Genomic DNA, 17,577 nt, shown 5'->3' on the forward strand with positions numbered 1-17,577 from the left:
GCTAAGCGCTTCTCAGCCCGCTCGCCCTTAATACCCGGCGTTTAATCGCTTCGGTAAAGACCCAGTCACCGCCGGACGGCGCGAGGGTAAACCAGCGTTTTGCGCGGGTGATGCCGGTGTAAATCAGTTCACGGGTGAGGCCCTGTGAGAGATGATCAGGCAGCACCAGCGCGGTATGGCTGAATTCCGAGCCCTGGGATTTGTGCACCGTCATGGCGAACACCGTATCCACCTGATTCAGTCGGCTGGGCAGCACCCAGCGAATGGCATGCTCGCCCGTGCCGCTTTTCGCGCTCGTATCCGGAAAAGCTACTTTCAGGCTAAAACCGCCCTGCCCATCCGGCACGCTAAAGGTGATGCCGATGTCGCCGTTCATCAGGCCAAGGCTGTAGTCATTACGCACCACCATTACCGGACGGCCTTCATACCAGCTTGTCTTACCATTGGCGCCACTGAGTGTACCGTTGATAGCGCCGCTGATCAGCCCGCGCCGCTGCAGGACTTTGGCAATACGAAGATTCAGCCCCTCAACGCCCCAGTTACCCTGCCGCACCGTACTCAGCACCTGAAAACTGCCGTGGGCAGCCAGCACCTGTTGCGCCCAGTGATCCACCTCCGCCTGCGTGGCGGAATCTGCGGGCCGCAGCGCTTTTAACTGCTGCAAATAATAGCGATAGCCAACGGGCTGCTGCTCTTGTGCGGGGAAACCTTGCGGCGCGCCATCAATCACCAGTGCGGCAAAGGCGGAGTCCTCCTCAGCGCTGACGGGCCAGCGGCTCAAGTCGGTAAAGCCTTTCGACCATAAACGCGCGGCGGTGCGGGTATCGCTCTGGTTGACCGCTTTGGCCAGCTGGCCGATACCGCTGTCAGCATGAAAACGATGGCTCTGGCGCAGCATTACCACGGACTGATCCAGCACATCGCCTTCGGCGCTCTGGTATTCAGTAGGAATGGCCTGGCCGGTCAGCTGTTCCAGTAATTGCGCTGTTTCTGGCGTGTAGCGGCCCTGCTCGGCATAGCGGCACAGTTCACCCAGCACCGCGCCTGCTTCCACCGATGCCAACTGATCTTTATCGCCCAGTAAAATCAGCCGACCGTGATCGGGCATGGCGGCTAACAGCGCGGCCATCATCTCCAGATCAACCATCGAGGCTTCATCCACCACCAGCAAATCCAGCCCCAAACGGCGGCCTACATGGTGAATAAAGTGTCGGCTGTCCGGACGACTACCGAGCAGGCGGTGCAAGGTCGATGCCTCGCTGGTGAGCGAATCCAGCACGCCATCTGGCAGTGAGCTGGCATTCAAACGGGTGAGCGCACCGCTGATGGATTCCGTCAGCCTCGCCGCGGCCTTCCCGGTCGGTGCCGCCAGACGAATGCGTAGTGCCCGACCATCGCTTTCCAGTGCCATAGCTTGCAGCGCCACCAGAAGCTTCACCACCGTTGTGGTTTTGCCGGTGCCGGGGCCGCCGGTGATCAAGGTGAAAGGCCGCGCGGCCGCCATGGCGCAGGCCATTTTCTGCCAGTCGGTATCGCAGCCGGTGTCGGGGAAAAGCTGATCCAGCAGGTGATGCAAACGCGTTAATTGCGAAGGTTCAAGGGCCGGTTTATCGGCCAGCCGTGCGACAACCTGCTGCTGCACCGTTTGCTCATACTGCCAGTAACGGCGCAGGTACAGGCGCTGGCCGGTCAGCACCAGTGGTTGGGTGTCTTCAGCCGCCTGCTCATGGCTGCTGATCCATTCGCACGTCTCCAAAGCCTTGTATAACGCCGCCTTGCTATCGGCATTCACGCCGAGGAAATCGAGCAGCGCCTGCGCAGAATGCGCATCGTTCCAGTCGATGACTGCCGCGATTTTAGGCTCGTGGCCTTTCAGCAGAATATCCGAAAGCGTCCGACCTTCCGGCGGCAAACCGAGGGTGTCGTCCGGTGCTGTCAGCATCGCCTCAAGATCAAGGCAGACATGGCCACGCCCCAGCTGATGGCTCGCCATCACCGTGGCGAACAGCACAACGGGCGCCGGTGAGTGTTGCTCGCTAAGAAAACGCACCAGCGCCACATCCAGCTCGCGCAGCCAGCCGGCGGCCACCCAGGCATCGAGAATGGCGAGCAGGCGCGCACTTGGCGGGGCATAGTCAGGTTGGATAAACAAACTCATGCCGACAACTCCTCTGCCTCATCCGCGAACAACTGCTCCATCGCCTCCACCATCGCTTTAGGTGGAATATCCACGAAGCAGCCGGCCGTCTGCGCCTCGGTGCCACGCAGGAATAAATACACTGCACCGCCCATGTGCTGATCGTAGTCATAGTCGGGCTGGCGCGCGCTTAGCAGCCGATGCAGCGCAAAAATATAGAGGGCGTACTGCAAGTCATAACGGTGCGACAGCATCGCCTCTTCCATCGCCTCGCGGGTATAGGCGCGCTCATCCGGCCCGAGCCAGTTGGACTTGTAATCCAGCACGTAATAACGCCCATCGTGCAGGAAGGTAAGGTCAATAAAGCCCTTGAGCATGCCGTTCAGGGTTTGTGGCCGCAGGCTTGGGCGCGACTGCCCCGGCATCAGGTAGCGGTGCAGAATGTCATCGAGTTGTGTGGTTTGCGCGCTATGCAGCGAGAACCAGAACTCCATCTCCATCTGATACTCCGTCAGCTCATTAAGACACAGGCTCACGGCCTCGGAAGTCGCCGCTGAAGGAATGGGCTCTTCTTCCGTCATGCCGAATAAATCCAGCTGGCCTTGAGTGGCAGGCGCACTTGTTGTCGAGGCAACAGCGCCGGTTTCCGCCACCGCATCAGGCAGGCGTAACGGCGTTTGCAGCAGTTTTTTTAGCCACTGAAACAGCGGCTCAATCCAGCTGTCCCAGCCGCGTACCTGACAACGCCGGGCGATAATATCCCGCAGCGCTTCTTGCTGATGTAGCACCTCGGTAAAGCCTGCTTCAGCCACCCATTCGAGCAAACCATGCAGGAAGGTGCCTGGCTCCGCGCCGCGCTCAAAGGCATGCAAGCTCATTGCCTGTGGCGCCGGGACGACAACTTCCGGCTGCTCGAAGTTCTGGTGCAAATAGCCTTCGGCAAGGTTGGCTTCGGCGGCGGAGGTCAGTGGTAACGCCTCATGATGGGATTCCACATCAATGCCGGAATAACTGGTAATCCACCAGCGAAGCCCCGGATGCTGCACCGGCACCCGCGCTTCATTGAGCGCTGCACTCACCTGCGAACTGCGATACGCCCTGCCGCTTTCCTCCGGCACCGGCGCAAGGGTAATGTTCTCGCCCTCTCCATCTGCCCAGCGTGCTTGCAGCAGGTTATCGAGATTATTTTGATTGAGCACTTCGCCACCGGCGAGCAAATAGCCGGGGGCCGAGCGTTCAAGGTCTGCAACGGGCGCCATCGACATCCAGGTGGCGTGGCGGGCGCGTGTCAGTGCCACATAAAACTTACGAAGATCTTCCCCCAGCCGTTCCTGATCGACCGCCACGATATCCGCCTCATCAGCGGAAAACGCCAGTTGCGCCTTGCCATGCTCATCATGCCAGCTCAGGGGCAGCTGCCTTGGGTCAGTCGGGCGAAAAGCACAGGCGAACGGCAGGAAGACCAGCGGATACTCAAGCCCTTTGGATTTGTGCACAGTGACAACCTTCACCAGCGCTTCATCGCTTTCAAGGCGCAACTTGCGCGCATCGGAATCCGCAAAGGACTCCTCACGTTGCTCAGCAAGATAGCGCAGCAAACCCTGCTCACCTTCCAGCAGGCTGCTTTGCTGCTGCAGCAGCTCGGCCAGATGCAGAATATTGGTCAGGCTGCGTTCCTGCTCAAGGGACAGCAAACGCTGCGGCACCGCAAAGCTGTGCAGTAAATGGCGCAGCATGGGCAGCACGCCCTGTCGGCGCCACTGATCACGAAACTGCCGGAACTGCTCAACCCGCGCTTCCCAGGCCCGTTCCTCATGGTTCAGGCGATCAAGCTCGGCAAAGGCCAAGCCCAGCGATGGCGTGCCCAGTGCCGCACGAATAAAACGCTCATTCTCAGGCTCGGCGCACGCCGCCAGCCAGATCTCGACTTCCGCCGCCTCGCTGGTATCAAACACCGACTCCTTATCGGAGAGGTACACGCTCTTCACATCGTGAGCACGCAGCGCGGTGCGTAGTTTGCTGGCTTCGCTGCCGGTATTGACCAGCACCGCGATATCGCCGGGCGTAACCGCAACGGCCGCGCCGTCCGGCTGGCGAAACAGCGCCCGCCCTTCTTCTGCGGCCATCAACAGCTCGGCAATTGCCACGGCGCAGCGTTTAGCAAAGGTGGTGACGTAAGCCGCACGGCTCAGGGCTTTGTCACTGTTATAAGGTAATGACCAGAGCTGCAACGCTGCAGCAGGCAGGCCATCAATTTCCAGCACTTCTTTACGCCCTTTGGCCGCCACAGGCGTAAACGGCACCGGGTTGGCATCGTCCCGACGGAACAAAAAGGCACCATCGCCAAGGGGGTTGTGCTCGGCCTGATCAAACACCTGATTGACCGCCGCGACCATCGCGGTGGAGGAACGAAAGTTGGTGCCGAGGGTGTAATGGCGGCCAACAGTGTCCTGCCGCGCTTGCAGGTAAGTGAAAATATCCGCGCCACGGAAGGCGTAAATCGCCTGTTTCGGGTCGCCGATCAGAATCAGCCCGCGCTCCGGCGCATTGGCGCTGACCTGATAAATCCGGTCGAACAGCCGGTATTGCACCGGATCGGTATCCTGAAACTCATCAATCATCGCTACGGGAAACTGCTGGCGAATCAGCTGCGCCAGTCGCTCGCCATTCGGCCCGGCCAGCGCAGCATCCAGCTGCGTCAGCAGGTCATCAAAACCCATAAGGGCACGCCGCTGCTTTTCCTGATCAAAACGCGCTCGCGTCCACTGCGTCGCGTGGCGCAGCAGGTCCGTGGTGGCATCGGGCAAGTCGGCAAGCGCGCCTTGAAGATCGTTAATCGCGCGGATGGCAGGATGGTCCGGCAGCGCGGACGGGTCTTTCCAGGCATCGGCAAGGCCCGAATAACTCAGGCGGTTCCAGGCAGAGTCGGTGAAGTCGGGTTTGACCATTTCCGGCGCATTGACCCATTCGCGCAGGTTATCGAACCATTTCGAGAACGTGGCGACACGCAACTTGCGCCCGTCGACCAGCTTTTGCTCGCAAGCCTGAGCCAGCAAGGCAAAAAGCTCATCCGTCCAGCTTTGCCACGGCGCTTTAAGTGCCGCCAGTGCCGACTGGCGCTCGCTCATCACGCGGGCCAGCACCGCTTGCGGCGTATCAATGCTTTGCTCAGTACTGCTGTGATAGCTCAGCAGGTTCTTCACCTGTTTGCCGAGCAGCGCAGGCTCAGGCCAGCGTTTGTGAATCTCACTGCTGGCCTCGGCGGATAAGGGGTAATAGAAACTGCGCCAGTAATCCCGCACGGCTTCATCGAACAGCTCCGTGAGGTCCGTTTCCAGCGTCTGGGTAAAGAGGCTGCCGCTATCAAAAGCGTGCTCGGAGAGCATCCGGTTACACCAGCCGTGAATGGTCGACACCGCCGCCTCATCCATCCACTCCGCCGCCAGCTGTAATTTACGGGCGCAACCGCCCCACTGTTCGACGGGATACTCATTGCGCAGGCTGATCAGAAAAGGATCAGGCTCGGGATGCTCATCGAGAAAAGCACTGGCCGCCTCCGTCAGACGGGCGCGGATACGGTCACGCAGCTCTTTGGTCGCCGCATCGGTAAAGGTCACCACCAGAATTTCAGGCGGGGTTAAGGGTCGGGCAAAGGCGCTGGCATGTTCAGCCGCTTCTGCGGTCACGCCATGCCCGAGCACCAGACGCACATAGAGCGCGGCGATGGTAAAGGTTTTCCCCGTACCGGCGCTGGCCTCAATCAGGCGCGTGCCCCACAGCGGAAAAGTTAACGGCTCCAGCGGCGTAATACTCATGGGCGTATCTCCGTGGCCTCTGCTTTCGCCGCTTTCTGGCCAATGCTGTCGATCATTGGTCGGTAGAGTTTTTCTGTCGCACTGAACCAGTCACCACTTGCCAGCATCTGTGAGAACTCACTCCAAAGCCTTGCTGCATAAGGGCTACGCTCACATGCCAGCAAGAAAGCCTCTTCCGTCTTGCGATAGATTGCCTCGTCCATCTCACCTTCAGCACTGCTATTGCCGCCTCCGGCTTTGATATAGGCAAAGCTGCTTTCAGCCATCGCGCCTAAAGGCCGATGCAGGGACAGATGCCAGGCTTCAATCACGCTACTGAGATAACCAAGGGCATTAAAACCGGCGCCAAGGGCAGGCATGCGCACCGTGCCATTTTTACTGATGACGAGGGTTTCCAACCCCGGGTACACCATCGAACCTGCCACGTGGGCCAGCCAATACGGCAGCAATTTATCCAGCCGGTATTGCTGCTTATCGAGCATGCCGGTGCTGGAAAGAATAATGCGCGCCGTCTGCTGCTGACCGCCGATCTCACTGCTGCTGCGGCACTGATCAAGCCAATCTTCCAGCTCGAAAGCAGCGCCACTACTCAGGGTAAAACGCTGATTAATTGGCAGATCACTGATCAGGTGCGGATAGCGCTCACAGGCCTGCCGATATTCATCGAACAGGGTTTCCATCGGCTCTTTCAGCACCTCTTCCTGCAAAGCTGCAAACTGGCCGGCGGATAATTCGCCACGGCGCTGAATACGTTCAAGCCCGAGTTGCAGGGCGGGCTCTCGCGCTTCACCGCTATCGACGGCAAGGCGCTGCAACTGGATTAACTCATTCTGCAGTTGCCAACGGGTCAGACCGTCCAGCGCGAAGGGTTCGATATCTTCACTCACCAGCGCATCCCGCTCGAAGCTGACACCCAAGCGCCCGCGCAGGAAAGACTTCGCCGGGTCTCGCAGAAAGTCACTTAACAGTCGCAGCGTTAAAGGCTCTTCCCAGGCAAAGGCGGGTAATGGCTGGGTGTTGTCATCCTGCGTTTTGGCATCGTGGCTGCTGCGCCATTGGCTGGCGTAGGAGAAAAAGCCTGAGTTGGCAGTGAAGTAGGTTTTGCTAAACGGCTGCAACGGATGCCACAGCGTCAGCTGATCAAGCAGCGGCGTTGCGCTGGCGGTTTGCCATGTGGCTTCAAGATGGTCGCGAAGCTGCGCCACCAGTACCGATGGCGGGCGTTCGGTGTTGTCGTGAATGCTGCGGCCAATCCAGGAAATATGCAGGTGTTCGCGGGCGGAGAGCAGCGCTTCCAAAAAGAGGTAGCGATCATCCTCACGGCGGGAACGATCACCCGGACGGTAATCCTGCCCCATCAGGTCAAAATCCATCGGGATGCGGTTACGCGGGTAATCGCCATCGTTCATGCCCAGCAGATAAATCCGCCGGAAAGGAATGGCGCGCATCGGCATCAGGGTGGCAAAGGTGACGGAACCTGCGAAAAACGGCTGCGACAGACCGGACTCCTCCAGCGCCGATAACAGATGCTCACGCACCACCGGCACCGGGAAAGGCGCAGCAAACCGGCTTAATTCACTGGCGGCCTGCCAGCGGTCAAGCACCGTGGTGATCTGCTCAAGGGTGACCGCCGAGCGGGCATCCTCAGGCAGGAAAAAGTCATTCAACAGCTGGCGCAGCCCCTGACACCAGTCGCTGACGCTGTGGGATTGCACCAACCAGCGCCAGCTTTGCTCCAGCATCGCCAGTAGCTGCACCAGCGGGCCAAGCAAACGGGCCTCAAGGCCGCCCACTTCATCCAACGGCTCAATACCCTGCCACGCGCCGCTATTGCCGGTGGCATAACCGAGCAACATGCGACGCACGCCAAAAAGCCAGGAGTTTTGCTCCGGCATTTCCGGTAGCGCCAGCGAACCGCGCTGCTCGGCGTGCAGGCCCCAGCGCACGTTGGCCTGACTGATCCAACGGTGCAGTACCGGAATATCCGCCTCTTCAATCCCGAAGCGCGCCCGCAGCGCAGCGACTTCCAGCATGTCCATCACATCGCTCACGCTGATGCGCGAAAGCCCCAGTGACAGCAGCTGATCAAAGGCATTCAGGACCGGGTCCTGCTGACGCTGGCTGCGGTCTGACAGGCTAAAAGGCACGTGGTGCGAGTCGTGGCGATCATGCAGGCCAAACACCGCCTGCACGTGATGGGCATACACGTTGATGTCCGGCACCATCACAATAATGTCGCGCGGGCGCAGGGTCGGGTCTTCACTCAGGGCGTTAAGAATCTGGTCGTGCAGCACTTCCACTTCACGCTGGGCGCTGTGCACCACATGAAAACGGATGGACTCATCCGCCACCGGCACCGCCGGCCAGCGCTCACGGCTTTCACTGCGCGGGCGAAGGTCACGAATATCATCCTGCAACTGGCCAAGCAGACGGTCTTCGCCCATGGAGCGGAACAGATCAACGCGCTGCTGGTGCTGCAAAAAGTGCTGCTGGTAACTGTCGAGCTGATCGTGATCATCCAGCAGGCCGATAAAGTCCCTGCCCTGCTTGCCCCACGCCGCCAGCAGCGGATGGGCATGCAGGTGCAGCGCATCATCGGGAATTTCCATCGCCTGACCGGGTTTTAACTGCTGACGACGGCGCTCGGCCCGCAGCAAATCCTTATCCGCAATAATGTTGCCCCAGTAATGCTCGCAGGGGTTGTGCACGCACATCAGCACCTGCGTCCATTTGGCGATGGCTGCCAGCACCTCAAGCCCCTGCTGCGGCAAGGAAGATAGCCCGAACACCAGCAACCGCCGTGGTAATCCACGGGGGCGCGGCTGGTTAGCCTGCTCCTCCACCGCCTGCATAAAACGCTGATGTACCGCCGCACGGCTGGTCTGGCTTTGCTCGCCGACATCCTCAAGCAGCACCCGCCACAGCTCACTCTGCCAGCGGTTATTCTCATCAAGCGGCACTGCACCACGGCGGCTGGTGAGGATACTGTCGCTCCCTGCAGCCCAGTCGGCCAGCCAGTCGGCGCGGTACACCTGATACTGGTCAAAAAGGTCCGCAAGCCTTGCCGATAGCTGATGGCATTTGCGCCCGTCGTCATCGTCCTCAAGGAAGCGCGCCAGCGGCGCAAAGGCAGGCCGCCCGATTAATGCAGGCAGCAGGCGCATTAAACGCCAGGTCAGCAGGGGTTTATCAAAGGGAGATTCCGGCGGCACCGTGTCCTCACCAAGTACGGCGCGGTAGGCCTGCCAGAGAAAACGCGAAGGCAGCAAGGTATCCATAGAAGCGGCAATACCAACACCGCCACGGCGGACAGGTTCGGCCAGCGCAAGCTTCAGCCACTGGGAGATACCGTTACTTTGTACCAGCACCAGCTCCTTTTCGAGCGGCGCCAGCGGATGGCGCTGCACCCAGTTCACCAGCACATCACGAAGGTCTTCGCTGTGGTTGGCGTGAATAATCATAAGGCCGGGAGTGAGCGCGTTCTGATCCATCGAAGCCCTTATCTGGTGCGTAAGACTGTTATGGCGTGCTTGCGTAGGGTTATTACGTGTATGAGCTGGCAGTGCAGAAAACTGTAAGGCTTATCAGGTTACCTGACCTGATCGCTTCACCGTCGGGTTGGCTTAAGCGGCCAGCGTAACGATGAACTGATCAGGCCAGGGCTGGCCTTTGTGTTTCTGCTTGCCGCGTTTGTCGGCTTTTTTGCGATCCTCGAAGGTTCTTGCCTGGCAGAAATCGCCAGCATGTTTAGCCACCCAGTTACGCTGGGCGTTGTCTGGCAGCGCCAGAACCTGTGCTTTCGCACCTTTGCGAGCCATAAAGACCTCGTTTTTAGTGGTGGTTGGATTGTGTTGATTAGTTTCTTGATAAGCTGAAGCCGCAGTGTATCCGGCTTGGGCGACGCTGTCGCCTTTACGTGTACTGAAGGACTGAGCAACGTGATGGTTCTGCTCAGCCCTTCGCTGGTGGTGTGATGGGCGGAATGGGATGTTTATGTTGAAAGATCATAGAGGCAGCTATCTATACAAAGGAGGCATTGAGACCTTGCAGACTGGGAAATAGGTGAGCATAGCGAGTAATTTGTTCGCGTACAGCGACTTGTTATAGATTACTTTTTATTCCTAGACAGAGAAAACTGATGACTCATAAAGGGTTCCAAATTTTCCATCACTAGTTCTGCAAGCTTGTTTATATGCTCCGGCATTAATATCTCTCCTTCTTTAGCACCACAATTTTCAAATGCATACTTTACTGCTTGATTTAGGACTCGATCTTTTTCCTTTTCCAATGAAACTTTCATTCCTTTTGATATTACCTTGTCAAAAATCGCCTCTACGGAACCTTCTGGGATTTTTTTGTAGCCATAAGCCTGACGAATATCCCTATTTGAAAGGTCTAACTTAACAACGAGGTTCAATTCTTCACCAGTAATTGGGTTAATGGCATAAGTATTAGATATATTTTCACCTTCATAGGTATCTGATAAGCATAGAACGACACGTTGCACACCGAAATATTCCACATATCCAATTACCTGTTTTGTTTTGCTACACCCTTTGATTGAAACACAATGTAAGGGAGTTCCTTCTGGTCGATTTTTTATTAAGTCAAATTCATAGAAATACCCGAAACAGGCTCCACCTTCTTCTTTTCTGAGATAGTTTGTTGCTTCAACGCATACTTCTGTAGGAATTCCAGAGGATACTGCTAGTGCTAATGCTGACTTCACAATGGAACGACCTGCTTTATGACCACCAAATGATAAGTTAAATTTCAACATATCTGAGCAATAAGATGACTCATATTGTGCGTTATCAAGCAGTTCGTTGAGGTCAACTTGTGGATATTTTCTTTTTACACCCTGAAGCATTCTCTTCGCTTCAGACGGAGACCGAGCTGTAATCTGAATTTGCATACCTGACCCAGACTCCAGCGGAGTTTCTGAATACAAAGGTTTCTCAATATCCATGCTTCCATTCAAATGGAGCTTAAATTTATCACCACCTGTTGTTTCAAATAATTGAGAGGGTGCTTCTCCGCGCTCTCGGCTAATTCCAAAAAATAGGTTCAACGGATTTAACTGCTTCGCCAATGCAGATTCCCAATCATTTCCAGATGTATTGTTACAATCCACACAAATAAACCCCTTCACTTTTCTCCGGCCACCAATTGCATTTGGAATAATATGTTCTTTTGTGTCATTTCTTTCATTGATTTCTTTTTCACACAGAGCACATATTGGAGTGGTCATTTTACATCCCTATAGAATGAAGTATCTGAACGACTTAAGACGCTTGGTTAAGGAGCTGACTTTGTCGATCCCGAGTGAGCGAGGTGAACGGCTTGAGCCACTTATTAGAGACAATTACTCGATTTTTTAAGTTTCGCTACAATGTACACAATGGCGACGGCCGAAAACTCCAAGAAGAATTCAGCCTCCTCTTTGCGCACGACTGAATCTCCCGTTCCACCATGCCTAACAAAGTCTTTGTTACTGGCGAAACCATAAGCTTGGCTTATTAGTCTTTCGATATCTTGGTCTAGCGCAGCATTTTTTATAATTTTCCCGAGTGTGCCATTTGGAACTTCTAGAAGAACCATAAGGCACGACTCAATCGAGTTTATGGACTCCTTAATCGAATTCTCAAAATCAGGTATTGGGGTATAGATAAAATTTTTAGCTTTTAACCACTGCGCACGAATAGGACTTAAATTATCTTGAAGCGCATCGTTTGCCTTTTTCCAGCCTCTCGATGACGCTGCATGGCGGCGAATACGTTTTAACTCAAGTAAAATGTCAGAATAAATTTCCGCTATGTACTCCCTACGACTTGCGTAGGTTTTCATGTTCTTCAGCTTGCAGTGCGCGTAGAAGGATTCGATGGTTTTGTGCGGATTGGGGTTGGAGTACTTAGATTCTTCTAGATCAATAATTATTTCTGCATAAAGCTCTCTATAAGCCTCTGACTGACCAGAGTTGCGGCCGTCAGTGGCATACGCAGCCATTAGAGCTTGAAGCTCTTCAATGTTGGAGCTGACTTTGGTTGCTTTCTGGCTATCCATGCGATTCTCGATTGACCTCTCACGCCGCACTCTGCGGTATATTTTGAGCACAGTTTTTTGTTAGAAACTTGGCTCGCTCATTTAGATAAATCACAAGCCGAAGAACATATGGCGAGCATCGCTTTTGTGAAGATCGTGTTTTGCTATATGGTAGCTTTTAGGCTCCACGCTTTCAGAAAACAACTTAAATGGAAGTTCATCAAAGCATATCTCAGCTACAACCCCGCTAAAGTCTTTGTCATAGCAGTCTTGCAGGACTTTCAAATTAGTTGACGGAAAACTATCTTTAAATTCCTTATTAAACTCTGGGTAGAAATATCGTATTAAAGAAGCTTCATATAAAGTTACTCGTTCTTGTTCATTAGTATCAAACAGCTTTTCAAGACCAGCTTTTATTCTTGAAGCCCCTTCTTCTTTATTTTTAGCAAAGGGGTTCATCATGGTGATCAGTTGGTTATTAGGTTGTATTGCCAACAACAGTAATGACAAACGGTAGCCAGCAGGAATACCTTTTAGTGATATCTTTTGGAGCGTTTCATGCCTTAGAAGCCGATCGATTGCATTTCTTGAGCCATCTACTCCATACGCTTGGCCAATGTATTTAACCTCAAAATTTACTTTATTTGTTTCGTCTGAGAGCAGCGTTTGAATATTGTCGTCATCTAGCCAAGATCGCTGACCATTAGAATTTTCAACGTAAAGCTGCTCTCCATCTGATCTCAAGTTGTAGCCTCTGGGTAGTTCAAAATAGAGGTTATATTCTTGCCCACAAATTCTATAGCTTAGAGTTAATACATTTTTCTCTTGTTTTGCATCAACGAGGGTAATTATTGGCGTGAGGCCGATAAGATAAATATGGCAATTATCTATAACCTTCATTAGAGGATTGAGCTTTTCCTTATCGTAAATTGCCTCAGCCGGAATTGCGCAATAGCTAATAGCATACATTCCCAATGAATGTTCGATATCATAAAGCTTATCCGCCATTAACTTATTCATGTCAGTTTTTTCTCATCATAGTTTTTCATATATATTTCTACTTTATATTTTATCTATCTTCTTATTGATTTTTCTTTCTCGGCGAATTATTCACACCTATTCATGAGCCACCTTTATCTCATACTTTAATGCTCAACCAACTCGGCTTGCCGCTTTAGATACACCCATTAAGTCTGGGTAACCATCGGAGAAATAAGGAGAATTTTTAAAGCATCCTTTATTTTCTTCCGTGAAAACTAGTCGGCGCGTATTTCTGGAATACCTGACACAGTACAATTAACGAGGCGCTCTGCTGAAAGGTCGCTTTACTCGCTGAACGCCTATCCTCAACGAAGCTAATAAAGCCTTGCTGCATAGTTTGCATAGCCGCCACCGATAGAACCTGCTTTTACTGAGTCTTACCTTTCTCTCCTAGCTTGCATTTAATTGCAACACTTTTTGGCGCATAAACGCTGATCTTAACGGCGCTGCGGGCAGGATCTCATCGACGTCAGCGGCAGCACAGCCACAAGCGGTCTTGGTGCGACGCTCCCCTTCTCAAAGTACATGTCCGAAAATGGCGTGTTATTTCCCTTGGGCACATTAGTATGGAACGCCATAGAGGCACAGCTTTGCATTAGAACGACGAGCAGTGGCTTAAACCCGCTCGAACGGCTCACCTCAGGACTATGTACGATGTCAGATCCAGAGATCACCCACTTAAACCCGCTACCCACTGCTGATGAGTGTTATCAGGCCTTGGTTAGTCGTGATGCGCGCTTCGATGGCCTGTTTTATACCGGCGTTCTGACCACGGGGATTTACTGCCGGTCAGTCTGCCCTGCCCCGAAACCCAAAGCTGAGAACTGCCGCTATTTTCACCATGCCGCGCAGGCGGAATCGGCAGGGTTTCGTCCGTGCCTTAAGTGTCGACCCGAACAGTCACCGGGTAGCGCCTGGATGGACAGGTCGCATCATAGCTGGCAGCAATTGAGCTGGCTGATGGAGAGTGAGCCCGACCTAGGTGTGAGCCAGTTAGCGGAGCGGTTAGGCATGACAGACCGTCACCTGCGCCGCATTGTTCAGCAGCACACCGGCATGGCGCTGCAAACCCTGATTACCAGCCGCCGTCTCTTACTCGCCAAGACCCTGCTCACTGACACACAACAAAGCGTTACCGACATTGCCTTACAGGCAGGTTTTGGCAGCCTTCGTCGCCTGCAGGATGCCATGCAACAGCATTACCAGCTGTCTCCGAGCGACTTGCGCAAAAAGGCCAGCCGTGAAAGCACGTCGGCTGGTAGCGCGCTTTTCACGCTGGGCTATCGACCCCCTTACGATTGGGCCCATCAGTTTGCCTTTCTGGCGCAGCGCCGGATTGAGGGCGTGGAATATGTACAAGGCGTGGAGGACAGCCACTTGCCGTACCGTTATGTGCGAACGGCACGGGTTCAGCATCAGGGTCAGTGGTTAAGCGGCTGGATCGCGGCGGAGCCGAATGAATCGCGCCATCAGCTTCGCATCGAAATCAGTGAGTCGCTGTTGCCTGCCGCGGCAGCCTTGTTGGCACAGCTTAAGCACCTCTTTGATCTGGAAGCCCGGATTGTCGTTATCGAAACGCAGTTAGGCCCACTTGCCGCGAATTATCCGGGCACACGCTTACCGGGCGCTTTTAATGGCTTCGAAATGGCGGTGAGAACGGTGCTGGGCCAACAGATCAGCATCACTAATGCGACAAAGCTCTGCGGCAAGGTGGCCGCCCTCGGACCGGAGGTGCAATCGGGTTTAGCGTCACTCCCCGCCCATGAGCAGGCGGCGCTTCGCCATTACTTCCCGACCGAGGAAGAATTTCAGCACTTTGAGCAATCCCGTCTGGGTGAGCTGGGTGTGATTCGTCAGCGCAGCAAGGCATTGCTTGCCTTGGCGCAGGCCATGACTGCCGGTGATATCAGCCTTCATCCGGGGGCGAACCCTGAGCTTACCCGTGAGCGCCTGCTTGCCTTGCCGGGTATTGGCCCGTGGTCAGCCAACTATATTCTGATGCGCGCCCTGCACTACCCGGATGCCTGGCCCGACTGGGACTATGTGCTGAAAATGCGTACAGGCCTGACAACGCCTAAAGCCCTGCGGGAACACATGGAAGCTTTTCGCCCGTGGCGGGCTTACGCGACATTGCACATCTGGAGAAATGAGCCATGAACTATCTGATGATGTATACGCCTTTGGGCAACATGCTGCTGGCTTCAGAAAGTCAGGCTGGCGACCCGGCACCGGCACTTTATGGCGTCTGGTTTGAAGACCAGAAGCACCGCCCTGACAGTTCAGACTGGCAGGAATCCAACCATCATCCTTTGCTGATTCAGGCGAAGTTACAGCTGGAGGAATATTTCGCCGGCAAGCGGCAGAGCTTTGATCTGCCACTGGCAAAGCGAGGAACGGCGTTTCAGCAGAAAGTCTGGGCATCCCTGCAGCGCATTCCCTTCAACCAGACTCGCAACTATCGCCAGTTGGCGGAAATGCTGGAGCAACCCTCGGCGGTACGCGCGGTCGCCAATGCCAATGGTCGCAACCCCTTTACCCTGATTGTTCCCTGCCATCGGGTCATCGGCAGCGATGGCAGTCTGACAGGCTACGCGGGAGGGCTTGATCGCAAGGCCTGGCTACTGAAGCATGAAGGCCTTCATGCGGAACCTTAGGCCTCTTCGCTGATCTGCGATAGCAGCCACTCTTTGAGGGTGGCAACTGCCGGGCGCAGATACAGCCCTTTCGGATGTACGATATAAAAGCCCTTTTGGGTATCCAGCACTTCTTCATCCAGCGCCACCAGCTCGCCGGTTGCCAGTTCTTCCGGCACTTGCCAGCGGCTTGCCAGTACAACGCCCTGATGATTTTTTGCCGCTTCAATCGCCACGATACTGTTATCGAAATAGAAGGTCGTCATTGCCTCAGTATCTGCGCCCGACTCCGGCAGATAGCGATCAAACCACTGCTGCCAGTGGTCATGCTGTGCATTGTGAAGCAGGGTCGCGTTAGCAAGATGCTGGCGCGTTAAGCCCCCCAGCTTTGCGGCATAGTCAGGGCTGCAAAGCGGAATCACCTTTTCCTTGAACAGACAGTAGGTGTCCAGCTCAGGGTCGTTATCGCCGAAGTAACGTACCGCGATATCCACGGCGTTATGGGCAAAATCCACCATCGCGCTGGAGGAGCTGACATGCAGTGCGATATCGATATTCGATGCAATAAATTTCGCCATGCGAGGCGCAAACCATTTTGCCGCAAAGGTCGGAGGCAGGCTCAGCCACACGCCATTATTACGCTGGTCGCGCAGCATCCAGCTGGCCTGATGCAGGCGCGCCAGTGAAGGCTTGATCTGCGCCCAGTAGATGCGCGCATCCGCCGTGGGAATCACTTGCCGCACCTGACGAATAAACAGCGAGGTGCCAAGCCACTCTTCAAGCTTGCGCATTTGCTGCCCCACCGCACCGGGCGTGACGTTCAGTTCTTCAGCAGCGATGGTAAAGCTGTGGCTTCGCATGACGGCATCGAAAACCGCAATGGCCTTGAGCGGTGGATAGGCTTTCATGAAATAGATTTTCTCTTACATGAGGCAAATAACGTCAGTTGTAGCAGAGCCCACCTCCTCTGACAATGAGCGGGCAATTCAGGAGGAATATCTCATGGCTAATACCGCCTACCTCGCCGCTGCTTTTTTAAGCCTGGTCTGGGGCTGCAACTTTCTCTTTATGAAGTGGGCCAGCGAAGTCATCAGCGCCACACAGATTGTGGAGCTGCGCGTGCTTTTCGGCTTTGTACCGATTTTGCTTTTTGCGCTGTATCGAAAGGAGCTGAAGCTGGCTCATGTGCGCTATTTTGGCCATTTCATCGTGATGGCCCTGCTCGCAACAGCGCTCTATTACGTGGCTTTTGCTGCTGCAGCGTCGCGGCTACCTTCGGGAGTTGCGGGCATGTTGAGTGGCTCGATTCCCCTTTTCGCCTGCCTGGCCAGCTTTCTGATGGTCCGTGATGAGCCAATCACCAAGCGCATGGTTCAGGGCCTCATCATCGCCTTTGCAGGCATACTGGTTATCGCTTCTCCGTGGTCGAATGACCAAGGGCTGGATGCCACCGGCATTGTTCTGATGCTGCTGGGCTCAGCGAGCCTTGGGTTGTCATTTGCCTATGCCCGTCGATTCATCGCGCCATTGAAATTGCCCGCATCGGCATTAGCGACGTATCAAATGGGTCTGGCATTACTGATGTTGAGCTTCGTCACTCCTGAAGCCGGGATGACACTGCTTATGAATGATCACATCGCGCTTTTCAGCGTGGTGATTGGTCTTGGCATTATGGGAACCGGCGTCGCCTTCCTGCTCTACTACATCATCGTCAGTCAGCTGGGTGCGATTAAGGCCTCAACCGTTACTTACATCGCGCCGGTGATTGCCCTGATTGTCGGCTGGAGTTTTGCCGGTGAAGCCCTGGGAGTAAAAGAGCTATTGGCGGTTATGGCCATTCTCGGTGGCGTCTATCTGACCCAGTCCCGAGTCATCAAAGCAAAAACCTGACAACCGACGACTAAGCATT

11 protein-coding genes are annotated in these 17,577 nt (G+C 54.7%); 3 read left to right on the top strand and 8 right to left on the bottom strand.

What is annotated here, in order from left to right; all coding sequences use genetic code 11:
- Position 1: 1 nt before the first annotated feature.
- From recD to ACKC9G_RS01480, 7 genes are all read right to left on the bottom strand, one after another.
- Entirely contained in the window at positions 2-2,158 is a 2,157-nt protein-coding gene (gene recD / locus ACKC9G_RS01450; RefSeq protein WP_411403152.1) for an exodeoxyribonuclease V subunit alpha, read from the bottom strand.
- A complete protein-coding gene (recB, locus tag ACKC9G_RS01455) occupies positions 2,155-5,952 on the bottom strand; it encodes an exodeoxyribonuclease V subunit beta (RefSeq protein ID WP_411403153.1) in 3,798 nt (1,265 codons plus the stop codon). The genes recD and recB overlap by 4 nt, the downstream gene beginning before the upstream one ends.
- On the bottom strand, positions 5,949-9,443 hold the full coding sequence (gene recC / locus ACKC9G_RS01460; protein WP_411403154.1) for an exodeoxyribonuclease V subunit gamma: 3,495 nt from the start codon (positions 9,441-9,443) through the stop codon (positions 5,949-5,951). Before recC ends, recB begins: the two co-directional genes overlap by 4 nt.
- 132 nt (positions 9,444-9,575) lie before the next feature.
- Positions 9,576-9,770 carry a hypothetical protein gene (locus ACKC9G_RS01465; RefSeq protein ID WP_411403155.1) on the bottom strand — a complete coding sequence of 65 codons (195 nt, stop codon included), beginning with the start codon at positions 9,768-9,770 and terminating at the stop codon, positions 9,576-9,578.
- A gap of 290 nt (positions 9,771-10,060) precedes the next feature.
- A complete protein-coding gene (locus ACKC9G_RS01470) occupies positions 10,061-11,203 on the bottom strand; it encodes an HNH endonuclease (protein WP_411403156.1) in 1,143 nt (380 codons plus the stop codon).
- A 104-nt stretch (positions 11,204-11,307) separates the two neighbouring features.
- Positions 11,308-12,015, bottom strand: coding sequence for a hypothetical protein (locus tag ACKC9G_RS01475; RefSeq protein WP_411403157.1), 708 nt, complete (start codon positions 12,013-12,015; stop codon positions 11,308-11,310).
- Between the two features lie 90 nt (positions 12,016-12,105).
- Positions 12,106-13,014 carry a hypothetical protein gene (locus ACKC9G_RS01480; RefSeq protein ID WP_411403158.1) on the bottom strand — a complete coding sequence of 303 codons (909 nt, stop codon included), beginning with the start codon at positions 13,012-13,014 and terminating at the stop codon, positions 12,106-12,108.
- Between the two features lie 675 nt (positions 13,015-13,689).
- On the opposite strand from ACKC9G_RS01480, the gene ACKC9G_RS01485 reads away from it, so the two are divergent.
- Positions 13,690-15,192 (top strand): Ada metal-binding domain-containing protein, encoded by a 1,503-nt coding sequence (locus tag ACKC9G_RS01485; RefSeq protein WP_411403159.1) that lies wholly within the window; start codon positions 13,690-13,692, stop codon positions 15,190-15,192.
- A complete protein-coding gene (locus tag ACKC9G_RS01490) occupies positions 15,189-15,689 on the top strand; it encodes a methylated-DNA--[protein]-cysteine S-methyltransferase (RefSeq protein ID WP_411403160.1) in 501 nt (166 codons plus the stop codon). Before ACKC9G_RS01485 ends, ACKC9G_RS01490 begins: the two co-directional genes overlap by 4 nt.
- Here ACKC9G_RS01490 and ACKC9G_RS01495 read toward each other — a convergent pair.
- Positions 15,686-16,576, bottom strand: a complete 891-nt coding sequence (locus ACKC9G_RS01495; RefSeq protein WP_411403161.1) for a LysR substrate-binding domain-containing protein — start codon at positions 16,574-16,576, stop codon at positions 15,686-15,688. The two genes, ACKC9G_RS01490 and ACKC9G_RS01495, sit on opposite strands and share 4 nt — an antisense overlap.
- A gap of 94 nt (positions 16,577-16,670) precedes the next feature.
- Between ACKC9G_RS01495 and ACKC9G_RS01500 the strand changes: the two genes are divergently transcribed.
- Complete coding sequence (locus ACKC9G_RS01500; protein ID WP_411403162.1) at positions 16,671-17,558, top strand: DMT family transporter; 888 nt, start codon at positions 16,671-16,673, stop codon at positions 17,556-17,558.
- Positions 17,559-17,577: the final 19 nt, after the last annotated feature.

Origin of the sequence: Pokkaliibacter sp. CJK22405 (assembly GCF_046614695.1) — a bacterium.
In the GTDB taxonomy this organism is placed as follows: domain Bacteria; phylum Pseudomonadota; class Gammaproteobacteria; order Pseudomonadales; family Balneatricaceae; genus Pokkaliibacter.